Annotated in this window: 12 protein-coding genes; 5 read left to right on the top strand and 7 right to left on the bottom strand. The window is 32.7% G+C overall.

Translation table 11 applies throughout. The annotated features are described in order from the left end of the window. Nucleotides 1-101: 101 nt before the first annotated feature. Together gatB and ACN4EE_RS08385 are read right to left on the bottom strand one after the other, a co-directional pair. Nucleotides 102-1,586, bottom strand: a complete 1,485-nt coding sequence (gene gatB, locus ACN4EE_RS08380) for an Asp-tRNA(Asn)/Glu-tRNA(Gln) amidotransferase subunit GatB (RefSeq protein WP_431705971.1) — start codon at nucleotides 1,584-1,586, stop codon at nucleotides 102-104. A gap of 32 nt (nucleotides 1,587-1,618) precedes the next feature. Then, nucleotides 1,619-4,375 (bottom strand): ATP-binding protein, encoded by a 2,757-nt coding sequence (locus tag ACN4EE_RS08385; RefSeq protein ID WP_431705972.1) that lies wholly within the window; start codon nucleotides 4,373-4,375, stop codon nucleotides 1,619-1,621. A gap of 98 nt (nucleotides 4,376-4,473) precedes the next feature. Here ACN4EE_RS08385 and ACN4EE_RS08390 point away from each other — a divergent pair, with 98 nt between their 5' ends. The 4 genes from ACN4EE_RS08390 (at nucleotide 4,474) to ACN4EE_RS08405 (ending at nucleotide 9,998) form a co-directional block, all read left to right on the top strand. Continuing rightward, complete coding sequence (locus ACN4EE_RS08390) at nucleotides 4,474-6,357, top strand: peptidylprolyl isomerase (RefSeq protein ID WP_431705973.1); 1,884 nt, start codon at nucleotides 4,474-4,476, stop codon at nucleotides 6,355-6,357. A gap of 40 nt (nucleotides 6,358-6,397) precedes the next feature. Further along, on the top strand, nucleotides 6,398-7,222 hold the full coding sequence (locus ACN4EE_RS08395) for a DUF2887 domain-containing protein (protein WP_431705974.1): 825 nt from the start codon (nucleotides 6,398-6,400) through the stop codon (nucleotides 7,220-7,222). A 48-nt stretch (nucleotides 7,223-7,270) separates the two neighbouring features. Beyond that, nucleotides 7,271-8,095 carry a DUF2887 domain-containing protein gene (locus ACN4EE_RS08400; RefSeq protein ID WP_431705975.1) on the top strand — a complete coding sequence of 275 codons (825 nt, stop codon included), beginning with the start codon at nucleotides 7,271-7,273 and terminating at the stop codon, nucleotides 8,093-8,095. 325 nt (nucleotides 8,096-8,420) lie between these two features. Further along, nucleotides 8,421-9,998, top strand: coding sequence for an NAD(P)H-quinone oxidoreductase subunit N (locus tag ACN4EE_RS08405; RefSeq protein WP_431705976.1), 1,578 nt, complete (start codon nucleotides 8,421-8,423; stop codon nucleotides 9,996-9,998). A gap of 185 nt (nucleotides 9,999-10,183) precedes the next feature. On the opposite strand, the gene ACN4EE_RS08410 is transcribed toward ACN4EE_RS08405, so the two are convergent. From ACN4EE_RS08410 to ACN4EE_RS08420, 3 genes are all read right to left on the bottom strand, one after another. Further along, nucleotides 10,184-12,532 carry a hypothetical protein gene (locus ACN4EE_RS08410; protein ID WP_431705977.1) on the bottom strand — a complete coding sequence of 783 codons (2,349 nt, stop codon included), beginning with the start codon at nucleotides 12,530-12,532 and terminating at the stop codon, nucleotides 10,184-10,186. Nucleotides 12,533-12,553: 21 nt separating this feature from the next. Further along, nucleotides 12,554-14,218, bottom strand: coding sequence for a phospholipase D family protein (locus tag ACN4EE_RS08415; protein WP_431705978.1), 1,665 nt, complete (start codon nucleotides 14,216-14,218; stop codon nucleotides 12,554-12,556). Nucleotides 14,219-14,310: 92 nt separating this feature from the next. Further along, nucleotides 14,311-15,705 (bottom strand): DEAD/DEAH box helicase family protein, encoded by a 1,395-nt coding sequence (locus ACN4EE_RS08420; protein WP_431705979.1) that lies wholly within the window; start codon nucleotides 15,703-15,705, stop codon nucleotides 14,311-14,313. Between the two features lie 95 nt (nucleotides 15,706-15,800). Between ACN4EE_RS08420 and ACN4EE_RS08425 the strand changes: the two genes are divergently transcribed. After that, nucleotides 15,801-16,025, top strand: a complete 225-nt coding sequence (locus tag ACN4EE_RS08425) for a hypothetical protein (protein WP_431705980.1) — start codon at nucleotides 15,801-15,803, stop codon at nucleotides 16,023-16,025. Nucleotides 16,026-16,091: 66 nt separating this feature from the next. On the opposite strand, the gene ACN4EE_RS08430 is transcribed toward ACN4EE_RS08425, so the two are convergent. Then, nucleotides 16,092-17,612: a DUF2357 domain-containing protein gene (locus ACN4EE_RS08430; protein WP_431705981.1), complete on the bottom strand. Its 1,521-nt coding sequence runs from the start codon at nucleotides 17,610-17,612 to the stop codon at nucleotides 16,092-16,094. A gap of 129 nt (nucleotides 17,613-17,741) precedes the next feature. Next, nucleotides 17,742-20,555: an AAA family ATPase gene (locus ACN4EE_RS08435; RefSeq protein WP_431705982.1), complete on the bottom strand. Its 2,814-nt coding sequence runs from the start codon at nucleotides 20,553-20,555 to the stop codon at nucleotides 17,742-17,744. Between the last annotated feature and the right edge of the window lie 75 nt (nucleotides 20,556-20,630).

Consider the following 20,630-nt stretch of genomic DNA (forward strand, 5'->3'; position numbering starts at 1 on the left):
GAATTATTGGAGAGGTCTAATGGGGACTTGACTAGAAATCTTTCCCAAATAATCATTAGACTTTTCCAAAAAAAATTTTGATTTATTAAAACTATTTATTATTAACTATTCAGTTTTTCATTGAGGATTTTATTAGCTAATTTTGGATCAGCTTTTCCTCCAGTTTCTTTCATAATTTGCCCTACAAAAAACCCTTGTAATTTTGTTTTTCCTGCTCTAAATTGTGCTAATTTATCGGGGTTATCTTCTAAAATTTTATCGATAATTGCACTTAATTCATCAGGATTAGATATGGCAATTAAGCCTTTACTTTCTACGATTTCTTGAGGAGAACCACCTTTAACTAAGAGTTCTGGTAATAAATCTTTAGCAATTTTACCGCTAATTGTGCCGTTTTCAATTAAGGTAATTAACTCTCCTAACATTTCTGGTTTTAAAGCAATATCATTGATGGTTAAATCCACATTGCTATTCAAATAGGCGGCGATGTCTTGTGTTACCCAGTTAGCGGCGGCTTTGACACTAGCACCACTGGCAACTACTCCTTCAAAATACAGTGCGACATCTCGATCGTCCGTCAAAACTCTGGCATCATAGGCGGATAAGCCAAATTCTGCTTCATAACGGGTGCGTTTTTGGGCGGGTAATTCGGGTAGTAATTTTTCGATCGACTCTAATTGTGCTTCACTAACTTCTAAGGGAGGTAAATCAGGCTCAGGGAAATAACGATAATCGCTTGAGCCTTCTTTGATTCTCATGCTAATAGTACGTTGGTTTCCTTCTTCCCATAAACGAGTTTCTTGAATAATGGCTTCACCATTGTTGATGGCTTCAATTTGCCTTTCAATTTCGTATTCGATGGCTTTTTGGATGGCGCTAAAGGAGTTCATATTTTTGATTTCTACTTTAACACCGAACTCTTTTTGCCCCACTGGACGCACGGAAATGTTAACATCACAACGGAGTGAGCCTTCTTGCATATTACCGTCACTGACTCCTAAATAACGCACTAAACGGCGCAATTCTTGAGCATACTCAGACGCTTCTTGTCCACTACGCAAATCTGGTTCTGAGACAATTTCTAGTAAAGGTACACCAGTCCTGTTAAAATCCACTAGGGAATGGGTTGAGCCTGATAGTCTATCGCTTCCTGCATGGACTAATTTTCCTGCATCTTCTTCCATGTGTAAGCGAGTGATACCGATGGTTTTTTTCTTAACTTCTTTGGTTTTGGGATCAACTAATTCAATTTCTAATTTACCATGTTCGACAATGGGTAAATCATATTGAGATATTTGATAATTCTTAGGTAAATCGGGATAAAAATACTGTTTTCGATCGAATTTACTATAACGGGCGATATTTCCTTCTATGGCTAAACCCACTTTAATGGCGGAGTTTAAGACTTCTTCGTTTAACACAGGCAAAACCCCCGGATGTCCTAAACACACAGGACAAACATTAGTATTAGGGAGGCTATCAAAATTAGTGGAACAATTACAGAAAATTTTTGTATTAGTATTAAGTTGACAATGAGTTTCTAAACCAATAATCGCTTCGTACTCAAGGGCAGTTTTTGCGGTCATATTTTTGATAAATTATTAATAATATCTCCATATCATTTTAACTTGATTTGAGGAATAATTAGAGTCGGCTTCATAGTATTTTGATGAAGGGAAGTAATGGGTAATGAATAATGAATAATGAATAATGAATAGTGAATATTAGTAGCGGTGACGCCATCCATTTCGGGCATCTGCATATCCATAAAAATCACGTCATAGGCTTGTTTTTCCCATAAATTCAGCACTTCTAAGCCATTGTTAGCAACATCGGCGGTGTAACCTAATTTTTTGAGGGTGAGAAGGGCAACTTTTTGATTGACTTTATTATCTTCCGCTAAAAGTATTTTGAGCTTTGCTTTATCTATACTATTAACTATTGTTTCTTGGGAAGATATTTTCTCAGAGGGTAAAACTTCATAAATTAGAGGCATTGCTTTTAGGGTAAAGTAAAATGTTGTACCCTTTTCCTGATGAGATTTTAATACCCAATTTGAAGGCGGATTTCCCCCTATCTTACCTTGACTTTCTACCCAAATTGTACCCCCCATTAGGGCAACTAAATTTCTACATATCGCTAACCCTAATCCCGTGCCTCCATATTTACGACTAATGCTAGAGTCGGCTTGAGTAAAAGGTTGAAATAACTGCGTAATTCGATCGTCCTCTATACCGATACCGCTATCTTGTACTTCAATCATCAACTCTATTTCTTCCTTATCAGAAAAATTAACGGTATTTGAGCTTACCTTAATATTAATGTCTCCTTGACGGGTGAATTTAATAGCATTGCCGATTAAATTAAAGAAAATTTGTTGTAATCGAGAACTATCTCCCAATATACAAGGTAATGAATTATTAATGCTATAGTGTAGCTGAATTTTATTATCTTGGGCTTGTTTTGAGAATAGCTGACAGACGGATTTAAGGATTTCTTCAAGGTTTAAAGGTTGTTTTTCCAGTGTCAACATTTCCGACTCTATTTTGGAAAAATCGAGAATATCATTGATGATGGTTAATAACGTTTTGGCACTTTCCTGAATAATGTTGATATATTCTTTTTGAGTAGGGTTAAGGTTAGAAAGAGACAATAATTCCGCCATGCCTAACACTCCATTCATGGGAGTACGAATTTCATGACTCATGTTTGCTAAAAATTGGCTTTTGGCTTTAGTGGCACTTTCTGCTATTTTTTGCTCTGTTATATCTCTCCCTACGGATTGAATTTCTATTAATTCTCCATTTTCGTTAAAAATACCTTGATTTATCCATTGAGTCCAACCTATTTCTCCATTGCCACGATTATCTCTATTTTCTGTTCTAAAACTAGGATTTTCAAGAGTTAATTGAGTTATTTTCACTAAAGTTGTTTTTAAGTCGTCGGGATTAGCAAAATCTATCCATTTTTTGCCGATAACTTCATCGGCTTGACATCCTAAAGCTACACATAAAGCCTCGTTAACAAAGGTAATGGTGGTGTCAGGGTTCGATCGAATTATGAAATCTGTTTGTTGTTCTACCACTTGACGATAACGACTTTCACTCTGCTTAAGGGCTTCTTGTAACTGAAAAGCCATAATAGAGAAAAAATGGGATAAGTCATTAATTTCTTTGATGGAGGTAGCTTCTGGTAAATAGTTTTTGGCTTCTCCTTTGATAATAGATTTACTTGCCTGAGATATTTTGATAATCGGTTTAGTAATCCATATAGTGGTAATAATCCCCATAATAGTAGTGGTAATTAAAGTTATGATCGATACCATCAAAATCCGTTGTTTGTTTTCCTCCATTTCCGCCATAAAATCAGACTGAGGAATACTGACAACCATTAACCAATCAATACCATAACTATCTTGATAGGGAATAACTTGAATAAATAAACCAGAATCTTGAATAAATTTATTCTCAGTTTGAATACCTTGAGGAAAGTTAGGTAATTGAGATTGAAGAATATTGACGGTTTTTCGACTCAAATCACTAGACATTTCGGTAACGGGGATTCTTTGTGCCTTACCATCAACAATTTTGTAGGGTAGATTGTGGGTACAACTTGCCACTAATAAACCAGACTTGTCGAGAATAAAAACCTGCCCTGTTTTACCAATTTCTAAAGTTCGCAGAAATTTGCTAATGTTAGACAAACTCAAATCTATACCCACTACTCCAACAAATTCTTGAGACGAATTATATACAGGCGCACTGGCAGAAATAGCTATTTCTTCAGGGTTATCTACCCAATTATATATTGGACTCCACAGAGGTTTTCCTTTTTCTTTGGCTTTATTATACCAGTCGTCATCATTAGGTTTTTGCCCTTGGGAAATTTCAGGAGGATAAAGAAGATTTCCTTTTTCATCTACTTTATAACTATATAAAGTATTAATTTCTGACGATTTAATGTAAGATATTTCTAAAATATTGTGAAAATAGCCCACTCCGATAAATTCTTGTTTTTCCGTACCGTAGTTAATATAAGTAAAGTTATATTGCTGTATTTGTTGCCAAAAATATTTGCCTAATGTCTCAAAATCAGTTCGATCGATAATACCACTTTCTAGCACTTGTTTATTGAGGAGATTCACTTGTTGTGCGGTTTGCAAATAACTATCGAGATGTTTTTCTATTTTCTCTCCTATTTCTATCATCAAATCTTGGGAAACATTTTCGATCGATTTTTGTCCACTACGATAGGATAGATAACTGACTATTCCTACGGATAAACCCACTTGCAACACAAACGGCACTATCAAAATCCATTTTAAAGGAATCTGAGAGGATTTATTTTGTTTTGTCGAATTTGATAAAAATGACATTATCCTCTAATTGGGTGTTAGGTAATAGGTAATAGGTTTTAGGTAATAGGTTTTAGGTTTTAGGTAATTCTTCATTCTGCATTCTACATTCTTAATTTATGACTATTAATACCAATCCTTTTAACACTTTAGTTGTCAATGCCAGTAGTAATGATACTATTCTAAATCTATTTCAATTTTTTGATGATCCTTTTACCACTGGTAAAATAGCAACATTCAATCTCTATAACAATACCCTGGGTAATGGAGAAATCAACGTTTTATTATTTGATCAAAATGGACAAGGCGCACCCCTAACCGTTAACAATTTTTTACAATATGTTGAGAATAATGCCTATGTTAACTCTATTATCCATCGATCGTTACCTAATTTTGTTATTCAAGGGGGCGGTTTTACCGTTAATAATCTGGAAGTGAGTGATATACAAACAACCTCTCCCGTTGTTAACGAGTTTAGCTCAAATCGCTCTAATACAAGGGGTACAATTGCTATGGCGAAGTTAGGTGGCGATCCTAATAGTGCTACAAGTCAATGGTTTTTTAATTTAACCGATAATGCCAGTAACCTTGATAATCAAAATGGCGGTTTTACTGTCTTTGGTACAGTCTTATCTCAGGATGACTTAAATACTATAGATTCAATCGCATCTTTATCTACCATCGATGCTAGAGGTACAAATCCAGCTTTTACTAATTTACCCGTGATTAATTCTCCTGTCAATGACGATAGTGATTTAGTGAGATTTGAGGGTGTCACCGTTGCAGATGTACCTGAATTAAGTTTTACCATCCAAAATAATAATAATCCTAATTTAGTTACTGCTAACATTAATAGTAATGGAGAAATCTTACTTAATTATCAAAACAATACTAATGGTGTCGCTGAAATTACCATCCAAGCTACCAATTTATTAGGAGAAACTCAAAACAATACTGTCAGAGTCTTAGTTACTGATGACACTTCCGTATATCGCTTCCAAAACGCCGATCGCCCTGGTACATTTCTGTTTGCCGGGGAAGAAGAGAGACAATCTATCCTTCAAAACTACCCTCAATTTGTGGAAGAAGGATTTGCCTTTTCGGTATTTACAGCCCGAGAAGATGACTTAATTCCATTCTATCGTTTTCAAAATCTTAACGTTCCGGGTACTTATCTATTTGCCGATGACGAAGAAAGGATCGATATTCTTCAAAACTCCCCCAACTTTATTGAAGAGGGTTGGGCATTTTCTGCTTATCCTGCCGATGCGAATATAGGAGAGGATATATACAGATTTGAAAGTATTTTAATCCCTGAGACTTTTCTCTATGTTGGTGATGCTGGAAGACAAGATATTCTTGCTAACTACTCAAACTATTTTGTCGAAAATGGAGTTGTGTTTGAAGTTCCCAGTGTTGGAGATGATTTAATCCTACCATTAATTCTTGAGACTCCTCCCACAATCCTTAATCCCATTGTTGATATTAGTGTTGATGAAAACTCAGAAAATTTAATTATCAATTTAACGGATGTTTTCCGTAATATTATTGGCGGTACGATCGAGAAAACTTTAGTCAGTAATACTAACCCTGATTTAGTTAATGTGAATATCAACGGTAATGAATTAATTCTTGATTTCTTAGAGAATCAATTTGGAACAACTGAAGTTACCATTCGTGGTACTTCACAAAATTCATTATCCGTTGAGGATACCTTTGAGTTAACCGTCGAGAATGTTAATGCTCCTCCCGTAGTCAATACAGCGATCGCAGATCAAACTACTTTAGAAGACAGTATCTTTAATTTTACCATTCCAGACGACACTTTCACCGATGAAGATGGAGACACTTTAACCTATACAGCAACTTTAGCTGATGGTACTGATTTACCCCAATGGTTAAGTTTTAATGGTACAACCTTTACTGGTACTCCCCGTCAAAATGATGTAGGCTCGATCGCTAAAAGCAACGCTGCTCGATCGAACCCTCCATCTGTTTTCTAACTCTGATAATATAGGGAAAAATAACAACAAAACCTTAAAAGTGAAAACCGATAAGTTATTTTACCGTATCTTTTTAAATCAACCGAGTCTGATTTGGGAATTGTTACCAGAAATCCCCGAAGGTAGCCAATTCGATTATAAAGCCCCTGTGGTGAAAGAAAAAGAGTTTCGTCTGGATGGATTATTAACACCTCTTGAAGATAATGAAAATGTACCCCTCGTCTTTTTAGAGGCACAAATGCAGAACGATAGCGAATTTTATAGTCGTTATTTTGGTGGGATATTTGTCTATATTCATCAGTATAAAATTAAAAGAAATTGGCGAGGATTATTGATATTAAACGATCGAAACCAAGATTTAGGTATTGAAAAACCCTATCAAGATTTACTAGATAATCGAGTACAAAGATTGTTTTTATCGGACTTATTAAGACAAGAAAATTTAAGCCCAAATTTAGCCTTATTAAAATTAATAGTTACTCCCGAAAATCAAGCCGTATCAGAAGCAAATCGCATTTTAGAAAGTGCCGAAAATCAAGCACAATTCAACTTAAGATTAGATTTAATCGAAGCTATACTGGTAAATAAATTTCCTAAATTAACTATCGAGGAGATACAAAAAATGATTAACCTAAGAGAAGCAGACGTTACCCAAACTCGTTTTTATCAACAAGTTGTACAAATTACTGAGGTAAACATGGTTATCCGCTTGTTAACTCGTCGTTGTGGCAATCTGAGTAATGATTTACAAGCAAAAGTTCGATCGATGTCCATTCCTCAGTTAGAATCATTAGGAGAAGCGTTACTTGATTTTAAGGGTATTGAAGATTTAGAAAATTGGTTAACTAATAACGAAATTTCTTAACGTAGCTTGGGTTAACGAAGTGTAACCCAACATTTCAGTAAAAAAATTATGAAAACCGATAAGTTATTTTACCGTATCTTTTTAAATCAACCGAGTCTAATTTGGGAATTGTTACCAGAAATTCCCGAAGGTAGTCAATTCGATTATAAAGCCCCCGTAGTAAAAGAAAAAGAATTTCGTCTGGATGGATTATTAACACCCCTTGGAAATAATGATAATGTACCCTTAGTGTTTCTCGAAGCACAAATGCAAAATGATAGCGAATTTTACAGTCGTTATTTTGGTGGGATATTTGTCTATATTCATCAGTATAAAGTCAAACGAAATTGGCGAGGATTATTGATATTAAACGATCGAAACCAAGATTTAGGTATTGAAAAACCCTATCAAGATTTGCTAGATAATCGAGTCCAAAGATTGTTTTTATCGGACTTATTAAGCCAAGAAAATTTAAGCCCAAATTTAGCCTTATTAAAATTAATAGTTACTCCCGAAAATCAAGCCGTATCGGAAGCGAATCGCATTTTAGAAAGTGCCGAAAATCAAGCACAATTCAACTTAAGATTAGATTTAATCGAGGCTATACTGGTAAATAAATTTCCTAAATTATCGATCGAGGAGATACAAAAAATGATTAACCTAAGAGAAGCAGACGTGACTCAAACTCGTTTTTATCAACAAGTCTTACAAATTGGAGAGGTAAACATGGTTATCCGCTTGTTAACACGCCGTTGTGGTAATCTGAGTAATGATTTACAAGCAAAAGTTCGATCGATGTCCATTCCTCAGTTAGAATCTTTAGGAGAAGCACTACTGGATTTTAAGGGTATAGAAGATTTAGAAAATTGGTTAAATGATAACGATCGAACCTAATTTATAAACCAAAAATGGATCAAATTCCCCTTGTCATTGCGAGGTAACGAAGCAATCCCCTTCAAACTAGATCGAACTGCCTCCTCCTCCGTCATTGCGAGGCACGAAGCAATCTCCAACTCGATCGAATCCTATCCGTCATTGCAAGGATACAAAGCAATCTCTAAAAATCAAATATATTCCAGATATTTTTTAGTAAATCTGTTAAAAGCTCTTACCTTTTGCCTATCTTTATCAAAATACTTTTTCAGCAATCCCTAATTATTCATTGATTCATCGATTTTCAGGTAAGATTACTAATTGAGAGTTATCAAATTGATTAATTATGGATTTTTCTAGTCAAATTGCTAGTCAATTGAACGCTACGGCTATCCTTCCCGAAGGAATCGTTATCGTTACTTTATTATTGGTTTTAATTGTTGATTTAATTTTTGGGCGTAAATCTGTTAGTCTTTTGCCTTATGTGGCAATTGGCGGACTTGTTGCCTCAGTGGTTGCCTTAGTCTATGGTTGGGATAATCCTGATCCTACTTCATTTATCGGCTCTTTTACTGCGGATAATTTAAGCATCGTTTTCCGTGGCATTGTCGCTTTATCTACCGCTATCACTATTCTACTGTCGATCGCTTATATTGAAAATACTGGTACTTCCCTCGCAGAATTTATCGGTATCATGTTAACCGCTACCCTAGGAGGAATGTTTCTCTGTGGTGCGTCAGAATTGGTGATGATTTTCGTTTCTTTAGAAATGTTGAGTATCTCCTCTTACCTAATGACAGGATACATGAAGCGTGATCCTCGATCGAACGAAGCCGCTTTGAAATATTTGTTAATTGGTGCTGCGAGTTCCGCTATTTTCCTCTATGGTTCATCCTTACTATATGGATTATCAGGAGGCATGACCAATATCAATACCATTGCCACTACAATACAAGCAGGAGAAGGCTTAGAATCCCTTGGTTTAGCCATTGCCTTAGTATTTATGGTTGCAGGTATCGCCTTCAAAATTTCTGCTGTACCCTTTCACCAGTGGACTCCAGATGTTTATGAAGGTTCGCCCACTCCTGTGGTAGCTTTCCTCTCTGTAGGCTCAAAAGCCGCAGGTTTTGCCATCGCTATTAGATTATTAGTTACCGCCTTTGCACCTGTCACCGAACAATGGCACTTTATCTTTACTGCCTTAGCTATCCTCAGTATGGTATTAGGTAACGTAGTAGCCTTAGCTCAAACTAGCATGAAACGAATGTTAGCATATTCCTCGATCGGTCAAGCAGGTTTTGTGATGATTGGTTTAGTCGCAGGTACTCAAGCAGGTTACTCTAGTATGATCTTTTACCTGTTTATTTACCTATTTATGAACTTAGGTGCATTTGCCTGTATTATTCTTTTCTCCTTGAGAACAGGTACAGATAAAATTAGTGATTATGCAGGACTCTATCAAAAAGACCCCCTATTAACCCTCGGATTAAGCCTGTGTCTGCTTTCTTTAGGCGGTATTCCCCCCTTAGCAGGATTTTTTGGCAAAATTTACATTTTCTGGGCAGGTTGGCAGGATGGGCTTTATAGCCTTGTTTTAGTGGCTTTAGTTACTAGCGTTATTTCTATTTACTATTACATTCGAGTCGTGAAAATGATGGTAGTAAAAGAACCTCACGAAATGTCAGACGTAGTGAAAAAATATCCTCCTACCCGTTGGAATGTCAGAGGAATGCGCCCGATTCAAGTGGCGTTGGTGTTTTTATTGATTGCTACTTCTGTACTTGGTATTTTATCGAATCCCATCGTTTCGATCGCCAATAAATCTGTCAGTAGCAGTTTAGTATTAAAAGCATCTTTAGAAGCAGGAGTGAACAATATTTCTGCTCAAGATGTAGTAAACTCAGAACTTGCTACTAAATCCTAAATCTCATTAACAATTAACAATTAACAATTAACAATTCTAAGCAGTCTTACTAAATTTTTGTAAATGAAAGGTTGCTCAAACAGTTTTTTGATGATAAGCTAGAACGCACTAGGTTTTATGACAAATTAATAATAAATAACATCTAAAACTTTTGTATAATAACCAAATTTATCAAATGAATAAGTTTAAATATTAATAATACTTTCCACTTCTATTCCTGTTATATTTCCATCTAATATTTTTTCAAAAAACTCATTTAAAGGTATATTAATTTTTACTTGTTTTGTCGTTATAGGATAATATCGTAAATTGTTACATAATTCTTTGCTTTGATGATAAAGAGTAGAATTTTCTTTCACAAAATCAGCATCTTTTTCTCGAAAAGTCAGTAAATAAATGAGAGTAATTAAAGCATTTTGTAGATAACTATTATTCTTATTATCACGAGGATTAAGAGTTAAAGCATGGGTAATAATATCTTGAAAATGTTGTTTATAGTCTAAGAATTTCTCAGAATTATTAAAATCAAAATACCAGACTAAAATTCTCGCATAACCCCAAAGATAATCGTCTATTTTGTAAAAATTTTTACCTTTTGTCTCACAATAAAGATTAAATAAATTGATAAATTGTTTCTGTTTCGATAAAGTACAAGACATTCTGGCAATATTTTGCAGATGAATTTCAAAATTTTTGATTTTATATTGTTTTCTAATACCAGAAGGTAGAATCTCCATATTACTCATTAATCTATTATTATCAAACAGGAAATTTAATGACATATTTTGTGTTAAGCTATAGCTTTTTCCTAGAAATAATAAAATATCTCTATGGGCATAATTAATCATATTTTTTGTGTCTTTATTCATCGATGATGGCATTTTTTTACCTAATGCTGATAAACTTTCATCTACAATATTTTCAATAAATTTATATAAATTTAGTAAATATTCTTGCTCAAAATTATCATCATTTATAGTTAAAATAATAGGAAAATCATCTTGTTTAGTTAATCTTAATTGTTTAATTTTATTAGCTTTTTCTAATAAATCAGAAATACTTAATATACTTTCCCATAATTTTAATTTTTCCAATAAAATAGCTTTATTTTCTGATAACTTTACCCAACCTCTCTCAGAGATTTCTTGGCGAAAATTAGATATTTTATCATAGGGAATATAACCTAAAGTAATTTCTGGCCGATCGAGCAAAGAAGATGTTAAAATTCGATCGAATTGATCAATAATTTCTAATTTAGGGGTTAATCCGGGTTGAAGACGAAAGCGAATCTTAATTTTTAATTCGGGTGTTGTGTCAAAATATTGATTATTAATTTGATAAATTTGCTCTTTTTCATCATTAATTAAAGGTTGTTGGTTAATAGTAAAAGGTAAAAAAATGGGAGAAGTTGATATAGAAAATTCATTAGTTATAATTCCTTGATTATTGAGATATTCTCCATAGACAATTACTTCTTTTTCTCCTTCATAACAAATTTGAGAAGGGAGACTAATTTCCGTATCTTTATCTTCTCCTTTTCGGCGCACAAAAAAGCTAATATTATCTAAATGTTGCCCATAAAGAGGGAATTGTTTTTGTCTAGTTTCTTGCCAAATATTTTCAAAATTATTTTCCTCAGTATTAGCAAGAATAAACTCCTGACTTAAAGTATGATAAACGCTAGATATTCTGCTATAGTTAGTTAAAATAACGAAGTTATATTCTTCTTGATTATTGTTAACTATTTCTCTTAATTTTTCTAAGGGAAAATACTGCCAAATAATTTCTGCTAAATCATTAACCTCAAGGTTATATTGATAATAGTTATTATTGACTTTTATTAGTAACGGTAAATTGACAGTATGATGATTAATCTGATAAAAAATATTGATAGCTTTGACATATTTAACAGTTTCTTGAAGATACCGAATATCAATTTTACATTGACGGATAATTTTATTAGCAAATTGTTCACAAATATTATTATAAATATCTTCATAATTAAGATTAAGATTTAAGGATTGATATTTTTCAACATTGCGAGTATCAATTATAGGAATAGGATGAGTAGAGTTAGACAAGTTTTCAAAAGTTAGGGGAGTAATTTGTTGAGGAGTAAAACTGTTAAAATCATAAATGATAATAGGTTTACCTGATTGAGCGTAATTTTCTAATTGATTAGAATAACTCCAATAAGCATAAATATTACTATAAAGATAAGCAGAATTTAAGACTCTTAAAACTAAAGAATTTGCTTCCCTGATAATAAAAATAGAGTCTGAATTATTATCTTCGATCGAAAAGCCTAAAAAATGTTTTATGATGGGGTTATCACGAGGTTTTAATTGTGAAGGAAAATCAGAAGTTATCACAGGAATCGGTAAAAATTCTCTATGGCTATAATCATGATAAAAATTTTTATAGGAAAGAGGTAAAGAATGATTAGGGGGGATTAATGTTTCAGAAGATTCATCAAAAATAGAAGCGTATTGGCAACATTCAAGATAAGATTCTAGGTTAAAAAATTTAGTCATGGTATTAAATTAAAAGTTGAGTTAATTAGATAAAGTTTGTTTAATTTGTTGATAAATTTGTTTAACTTCTTCAGGGTTAGTAGTTTTATAAGTTAAGTCAAATAAAGGAGAATGAGTAAAAGCAAAATCTTGACTACTGAGATAGGCAACTTGACTTCCAATTAAAACAATTTTGCTATGAAGATGATAAATTTTTGTTGCCTTTAAGTCACTACTGTTAAAGTTACAATAAAAAATGAGATGAGGAATTTTTTTGATAAGGTTTAGTAATTGACTATTCGGCATAAAGTTACGAGTGAGAATGATAACTTTTCCTTGGGGATTCTCCTTAAATTTTGCTAAAGAAATCATCAAATCTTTTTCATATTGATAGTAATTTAAAAAGTTGTTATTTTCAGGTGATTTAGCTTGAGAAGGGATTAAACTTTCGATGCGATAACCTTTAGCGGTTGGGATAGCTTTAGCGGTGGTTTCCTCCTGCCAAAGATGATGAAAATAATCGATTAAAAATTGATGTTGGAGATTATGTTGCCAGATGACTCCGCCTTCGAGATTGCGATTTAAACTTCCTCCCGTCAAATTACACGAACCCAAATAAGCCCCTTGTTCGCTAATATAAGTTTTAAGGTGAAAATTGCCACTGCGAAATCTGATTTTAGCTTTTAATAAAATTTGTAAACATTCTTGCTTAAGTCGATCGGACTGTACATATTCAGAGTTATCATTTTCATCATCCATATTAAAATCAACTCGATCTTGCACTTGTTCACTCAAGTCTGTTAATATCCATACTCCGAAGGGTAATTCTTGACTTTTTTTAGCGATTAAATTGACTATTTCCAAATCTTCAAGGCGATAACTACTAATTAACAGAAATTGTTTAGCATTATCTATTAATGACTGCAAAAATTGACGATGATTGCCTTTTGCGATGTAAATTTGAGGCAAATCGAGAATTTGAGTTTGATTTTCGATAGAAAAAGAAGGGATAATACCGTGTTTTTTCTGATAGTCGATAACAAGAGGATTATGGGAAGAAGTTTTGGGGTTGTTAGTTAAAATTGCAATGGCTTCTTTTTGCTGAGGTGATAATTCTTGACGAGAAAAAATAGCGATACAGTTATTAGGTAGATAAACAGAAAATTCTTGAGTCTCTGGATTTTTAACAAAGGTTTCGATGACAGCGAGGGGATTATTTTCCAGACTAAACTGTAATCGATTAACTGCTAAAGTTTTGATATTTTCTAGGAAAGGATTGTCTATATTATTAGAGAATAAGTCGAGATGATAAAAGCCTTCGGTAATGTCTCTTAAATTATGGGGAATTTGAGAATCATCCACATTAAGAAAAAAAGGTGTAAATTGTGATTCTGTTTCGGGAATAAATTGATAAACAAATTTGAGAGGTTGTAAGTTTGCAGAAGAAGAAGTTAATAAAGGAGGCAAGATATTCTTACTCAGTAGAGAAGAGTTAGTGACTTTTTTTGTTAGCAGAGTTTGAAAACTGTCTTCGGATAAAAGACTTAAACCAAAACCTTGATGAATTTTCGGGATAGAGTAAATTTTTTCTTGGTTAGCAATACTATAAATATTCTCGACTAAATCATCTAAGTTGGTTTCTGGTATTGGTTGATTATCAGAAATGAATCTGCGATACTTGCCTTTAATTTTCCAAACTATTTTCATGATGCTATCCTTATTTAACTTAATGTATCAAAAACTTTGTGTGCTTGTGTCTTTGCGTCTTTGCGCCTTTGCGAGAGAAAAAACTTATCACTTTAAATTAAAGTTAAATCTCGAATAACGTAAAATGCGTTGTTATGGAATAAATTAGCAAAAACTGATTTTTCATAATGAGTCTTATCTCCTAAAATGATAATCTGATTTTTTGCCTTAGTTAAGACTAAATGTAAGTCTTGGTGACTAATTTGATAAGAGTCGGTTTTATCACAAATAATTAAAAGATTTTCCCATTCTTCCCCCTGACATTCTTGAGTTAATTTGATGGAAGTATTAATTTCTAAATTAGTTAATTGTTGTTGCAGGATATGACGAGTATTTTGACTAAAAGTCACTATCTGATAATTATGATTAAAGTTTAATAGCTTATCCTGTAAAATTGACCATAATTGATCATTATTAACCACATCATGCCAAATTAATGGACTTTTTTCTCCTCGAAAAATGTTTTGATTCCACTGGTTAAATTGGTGATAACTTTTCTCAGGATAAAGAAAGGGTAAAATTTTTAAAGCCAGTTGTGAATTAAGGCGATAATTTTGCTTCATTTCTATACGATAGGCAACAGACAAAGAATTAAATAGCTGATAAAACTCGTTATCTTTACGGGGAAATAAGTTTCCTAAAAAAATTAGCTTTTGACTATACTTGGTTAAAGTTTTGATGGTTTCTTTCTCTAAGTTATGGCTATCATCGGCGATAACTAAGTCAAAGGTTTGATTTTCTAAAAATGGAAGATACTTTTCTTGACAAATTACAGGAATTTTTAGGGAGTTTATCGCCATAGTTGTTAATTCTTCTAAGGCTGTATCGGAAAGATTTTGATAAGTCTGTTTTAATGATTCTTTTCTTGTTAATAATTGTCTCGATTGTTGAATTTTTTTGACTAATAATAGTTGACGAGTTTTACTTTCTTGGGGAAATTCTTGATTAACCACTTTTGCTAATAAATTTATGTCGTTTTTGTCTAAAATATTTAGCCATTTCTCGCTATTTTTTACTACTTTCTCAAACAGTCGATCGAACTGGAGATAGTTAGGCATAAAATTAAGGTTAGGATTCGTCAAATTTTCTCTTAACCATGTCTTAAATAATTGTCTATATTCTGTCTGATTTTCTCCTGTGATGGATAAAGGCATCAGGGAAAGATTTTGATAAGGCTTAAAACTGCTGTTAGAAACAATTAAGACAGATTTTTGATTCTGTAAAGCAATATTTGTTATGATAGGCACGATCGAACTTTTACCGCTACCTGATATTCCTGCGATGGTGACTAAAGGAGAATTAGAAAGACATAATTCGATTGCCTGTTTTTGCTGAGGATGAAAAGGAAAATTGCCGTTATAGGTAGGTAAATTTAATGACAGTCTTTCAGGAATAAAAGTAAAGGGTTTTTCTTCAATTCTTTTGAGTATTTCTAAAGTTAAATTCATAATTGATAGTGAATAGTTGATAGGTGTTAAGTAATAGTCGCTAATTATTCATTATTATCGAGTATAATAAAATAAAATTTAAAAGATAAAAAGCCATGAATCAATTAATTACAGTAATTTTTGATGGTGAAGTTTTTAAACCTGAAATCTCCCCAAATTTAACTATTAATAAAAAATATCAAATTCAGTTAATTTCTGATTATAATGAAGTAATAGAAAATGAAAATAAACTAGATAATTTAGATCAAGAATTTGATTGGTTAGTCGCTGACTTAGAAGTAAATATGCCATTAACAAGAAAAAAAGTTTATGACATTTAAAAAGAAAAAATTAGAAAGTTTTATCGATACTTAATTCTTCATTCTTCATTCTTCATTCTTCATTCTTCATTCTTCTAACCAATAACAAATTTCTTGAGTTAACAAAGTGACAGCCATTTCTAAATTTTCCTCAAGAGGATCGGGAATTGAAATTAAAGTAAGATTAGATAAGTTATCCTCCTTATTATGATTAAAATCTGTGAAATAAATTACCACTGGAAAATCGCATATTTGTTTAATATCTTCTAAAATTTTTAATGAGGGTTTATGCCAAAAAATCCATATAGGAATAATCACGACATCAGGATTTGCTTGAGGATTTCCGAAAAGATGTCGAGACACTGTTAAAGTTAAATCTCCTTTTTTGATGTCTTGATGACGTTGAATATCAAAGGAAAAAACCATCTTTTCTAAAAAACATGATACCCTTAAAGATTTATCATCTAATTCTTTTAAATATTTACCATAACTAGGCACATCTAAAATATTGATAGTATCTAAAGGTTGAATATAACTTCCTTCTAAATTAAGTAAACTAGCTAATAATAAAAGTGCCACTAAATCAATGAATAAATTGTTACGAAAACTCCAGATTTTTTCCTTCTCACTACGTCTTTTTAAATAGTCTTGATAGGCTTGATAAAAACTGCGATAAATAGGATTTTGTTGCAAAACATAGTTAGGTTTTCCCGTAAAAGTTGCCGATATAGGAATTGATTTTACCGCTTCCTCCTGCCTAAATTGATTAATAGCAGTTTCTAAAGATTTTGCTTCAGAATCATAATAACTATCTCGATAATCTCGACAATGTAAGTGTAATAAGTCACAAAAACTTTTTAAAAATCTATTCTCTGGGGTGTTAAAATTTTGATACCTTTTTATGCCCATTAATTCTTGTCTCGCACCTGCTTTTTCTATGGCATCTTTTCCCGGTTTTTTCACATAATCTCGCAGACAATAAGCATCCATTTCTTGAATATTTCCTAATGGCATCATCTCTGCTTTGCGATTAAGTTGCGATCGTAATTTTGGTGCAATTAGCTGTAACTTATGTCTTAATTCATAGCGTTTATTTAAGGCTAAAATAAGAGGTAAACGGGCATCTTCTTCGCTTAATTGTGTTAAAGAATCGAAAATTGTTAAGGGATATAAAGCCTGTCGATAATCTGCGGAAGAAATCCTAAACAAACTTATGAATAAACTAATGATTTCGGCAGTTTTTTTATCATATTTTATGCCTAATTCTTCTTGTAAATGAAAGGCTAAATTTTCATCGTTATTAATTTGAGTTTCATCAAAAATTTCATCTTCTAAAGTCAGATAAAATATCTCCTCTTTATTCGTTTCAATCATGATGGATTTTGTCAGAGTTTTATGACTTTCCCAATCTGCCACTTCTACCAAAGGAAAACCTATTTCATAAACTCCCTCATCTCTTTTGATTAAAAAGTTATACTCTGATTTTAACTCCTCATTTTCTAATACTAACACCCCTCGATCGCACCCTCGCACATACAATGAATTATCTCCCTTAAATTGATAAGAGCGATTAAATAAATAATCTGTTAAACTAGCATAAAAAAGCATAATTTTTTAATGAGTAAAAAGTAAAAAGTAAAAAGTAAAAAGTAAAAAAGAATTAGGGTGTTAATTCTCAATTATCCATTTTCAATTCTCCATTCTCCTCTTTTTTAAAATTGTTATATTACCTATTCATTAATAAACCATTCCTTTCCATTGAAATTGTCCATATTGCCCTTCACAAGCCTTGTCAAAAGCACGATTTAAAGGCTCGTCTTGCAACTCATTAATTAAAGATTTTAGGCTATCTAAATGAGGTTTTACGTTGCTATCATCTACCATTATTCCCCTTAATTTAGGTAATAATTTTTGTCCAAATTGATCAGCGATCGCACTTTTCATGATAGACTGATCATTATTTGCATTAGGATAATTCGCCACATATTTAGCGATACTTTGATAGACTCGATGCGCAAAAGGACGACCTAATTGCTCCATAATAGTATTGGCTCGATCGATATAATATTTTACTCTATCAGTATTCCCCTGTATTGGCTCATTCATCCAACCCTTAAAATCATTCCAAGATAAGTATTCTGTGGGAATGGGAGGATTTGCTTTTTTGTCACCTCTTAACTTTAATTCTGTAGGTTGTCCAAAAGTAAGAACATTTGCTCTATCTAATACCTTATCCGAAAGAGATTGAGTAGTTTCATCCTCATTCATTGTGCCGACAAACAAAAATTCTTCGGGAATTATCACCCTTCTCTCATTTTCGGGAAGTTTGATACTGCCGACTTCGATGTCTAAATAAGTAGATTTATTGCGTCTTGTCTCTAATTTCGAGAGAAAATCACTGAAATAATACTCCACCCTCGCTAAATTCATCTCGTCTAATAAAACTAATACCATGCGCCCGTTAAAATTTTTATCGTGCTGATGTTGATAAAGATAGTGCATTAATTCCGTAGGTTTGTATTTCTTTTCGATATAGTTGTAAAAACCCTGCAAATCTTGGGGAGAATCCCAACGAGGTTGCACTGGTAACATAACCAAAGGCGCACCAATAAATTCGCTATAGGCTTGGGGTAACTCGCTTTTTCCTGTGCCACTAATTCCTGCTAAAATTACTAAAGCAGAAATATCCTGCACTTTTAAAGAGGTATGAAAAGCCTTAATAATTCTATCTGGAAACGTCAATCCTTTAGCGCTTAAATAGTTATTAAATTGTGTTAAAAAGTCAGCTTCCGAAGCAAAGTTTTTAACTCTTTTTGCTTTAATTTCAATGGGAATTTGTAAAGATTTAAGGGCTTGTTTCGTGCTATTTTCTATCCCCTCAAATTCCTCTTTTGCGATCCGAATTTTGTCTTCAATTTCTTTTAATTTTATTTCTTTCAATTCAACTTCTTGTCTAATATCTTCTTGAATCTGCCTTAATCTTGCCTCTTTCAATTCAATTTCTTGTTGGATTTCTTCTTGAATTTGCCCTAATTTTTTCTCTTGCAGATCGATTTTATTTTGATTACGAGCTATTTCATCTTCTAAATTTGCCCTTTCAGAATCTAACCTTTCAATTTCACGTTTTAAACTTCTTTTTTCTCTTTGAAGAGTCGTAATTTGTGCCGATAATTCTTCTATTTCTCGCCTTAAATTTTCCGCAATTATTGCATTTCCTTCTGACTCTTGAATCACTTGTAAAAGACGATTTTTTTCTGCTTCTAAACGAGGAATTTCTAACGCTAAATTATTTTTTCTTGTCTCTATTTCACTATATTCTTTAGTTAAAACATCATAAGTATTGCGGAATAATTCTAACTCTGTCGCTTCTCGATGCAATCTCTCTAATCGCTCATTAATAACATTTAATTCTCCTTGTTTTTCCGATAACTCCCCTAAAGTTTTTCGTAAAATTTCGAGCCTATTTTCCCTAACAGAAATTTCTTGTTTTAAACTGTCTAATTCAGGTTGTAAAATCTCAATTTGTGCTTGTAATCCTTCACTTTCTCTTTGTCTTGATTCTAATTGTGAGGCTTCTTGATATAATATCTCTAAACGCTCATTAATAACATTTAATTCTCCTTGTCTTTCCGATAATTCTCCTAAAGTTTCCTGTAAAATTTCGAGCTTATTTTCCTTAACAGAAATTTCTTGTTTTAAATTATATAATTCGGGTTGTAAAATCTCAATTTGTGTCTTTAATCCTTCACTTTCTCTCTTTCTTGACTCTAAATCTTTGGACTCTTGAATTAGTGTCTCTAATCGCTCATTAATAACATTTAATTCTCCTTGTTTTTCCGATAACTCCCCTAAAGTTTTTCGTAAAACTTCAAGCCTATTTTCTTTAGCAGTAATTTCTTGTTTTAAACTATCTAATTCGGGTTGTAAAATCTCAATTTGTGCTTTTAACCCTTCACTTTCTCTTTTTCGTGATTCTAAATCTTTTGAATCTTTAATTAGTCTCTCTAATCGTTGATTAATAACCTTTAATTCACCTTGTTTTTGTGCTAATTCTTCTGATATTATACCCAAGTCATTCTTTTCTCTTTCCCTTTGTTGAATCTGCTGTTTAATTGTTTCTAATTGCCCTTGTAGCTCATTAATTTCTGTTTTTAAAGCACTACTTTCACTTTGCCTTTGGGCTAAAATTTGTAAATCTGGCTTTTCAATTTCAATTAATTTAATGGTTTCTTCTAAATTATTTCTTTGACTTTTTAACTCATTTATGTTATTAAGTAATGACTGTTCTCTTCCTTCTAAAACTACTAAATCTTTACTAAATGTTAAGGCTTTTTCTTGTTCTTTAATGATTTTTTCTAAGTTTTCCCTATCTTTTTTTGCCCATACTATTGGAACAAAAGTACCAATTCCTGTGGCGATCGAACCTAGAGTTGCCTGTTGTAATGAAGCACCACTAGCCAAGACAACAACCCCGCCTATAACTCCCCCAGCCAAACCACCAACAACACCTGAGAAAGAATTAACAGACTTTTTAGAGCTTTTTTGTAGCATAACTTTGATATATTCTGATGAGTTTTATCATTGTTAGCTAGTATATCATAAAACAAGAAAATGTGTAATAAGGTG

Source organism: Geminocystis sp. CENA526 (assembly GCF_050753365.1).
Lineage (GTDB): Bacteria > Cyanobacteriota > Cyanobacteriia > Cyanobacteriales > Cyanobacteriaceae > Geminocystis.

What these genes read in the sequence shown, in the direction of transcription:
- gatB (WP_431705971.1), bottom strand. Translation starts at nt 1,586, where the DNA reads ATGACCGCAAAAACTGCCCTTGAGTACGAAGCGATTATTGGTTTAGAA.
- ACN4EE_RS08385 (WP_431705972.1), bottom strand. Translation starts at nt 4,375, where the DNA reads ATGTCATTTTTATCAAATTCGACAAAACAAAATAAATCCTCTCAGATT.
- ACN4EE_RS08390 (WP_431705973.1), top strand. Translation starts at nt 4,474, where the DNA reads ATGACTATTAATACCAATCCTTTTAACACTTTAGTTGTCAATGCCAGT.
- ACN4EE_RS08400 (WP_431705975.1), top strand. Translation starts at nt 7,271, where the DNA reads ATGAAAACCGATAAGTTATTTTACCGTATCTTTTTAAATCAACCGAGT.
- ACN4EE_RS08405 (WP_431705976.1), top strand. Translation starts at nt 8,421, where the DNA reads ATGGATTTTTCTAGTCAAATTGCTAGTCAATTGAACGCTACGGCTATC.
- ACN4EE_RS08410 (WP_431705977.1), bottom strand. Translation starts at nt 12,532, where the DNA reads ATGACTAAATTTTTTAACCTAGAATCTTATCTTGAATGTTGCCAATAC.
- ACN4EE_RS08415 (WP_431705978.1), bottom strand. Translation starts at nt 14,218, where the DNA reads ATGAAAATAGTTTGGAAAATTAAAGGCAAGTATCGCAGATTCATTTCT.
- ACN4EE_RS08420 (WP_431705979.1), bottom strand. Translation starts at nt 15,705, where the DNA reads ATGAATTTAACTTTAGAAATACTCAAAAGAATTGAAGAAAAACCCTTT.
- ACN4EE_RS08425 (WP_431705980.1), top strand. Translation starts at nt 15,801, where the DNA reads ATGAATCAATTAATTACAGTAATTTTTGATGGTGAAGTTTTTAAACCT.
- ACN4EE_RS08430 (WP_431705981.1), bottom strand. Translation starts at nt 17,612, where the DNA reads ATGCTTTTTTATGCTAGTTTAACAGATTATTTATTTAATCGCTCTTAT.
- ACN4EE_RS08435 (WP_431705982.1), bottom strand. Translation starts at nt 20,555, where the DNA reads ATGCTACAAAAAAGCTCTAAAAAGTCTGTTAATTCTTTCTCAGGTGTT.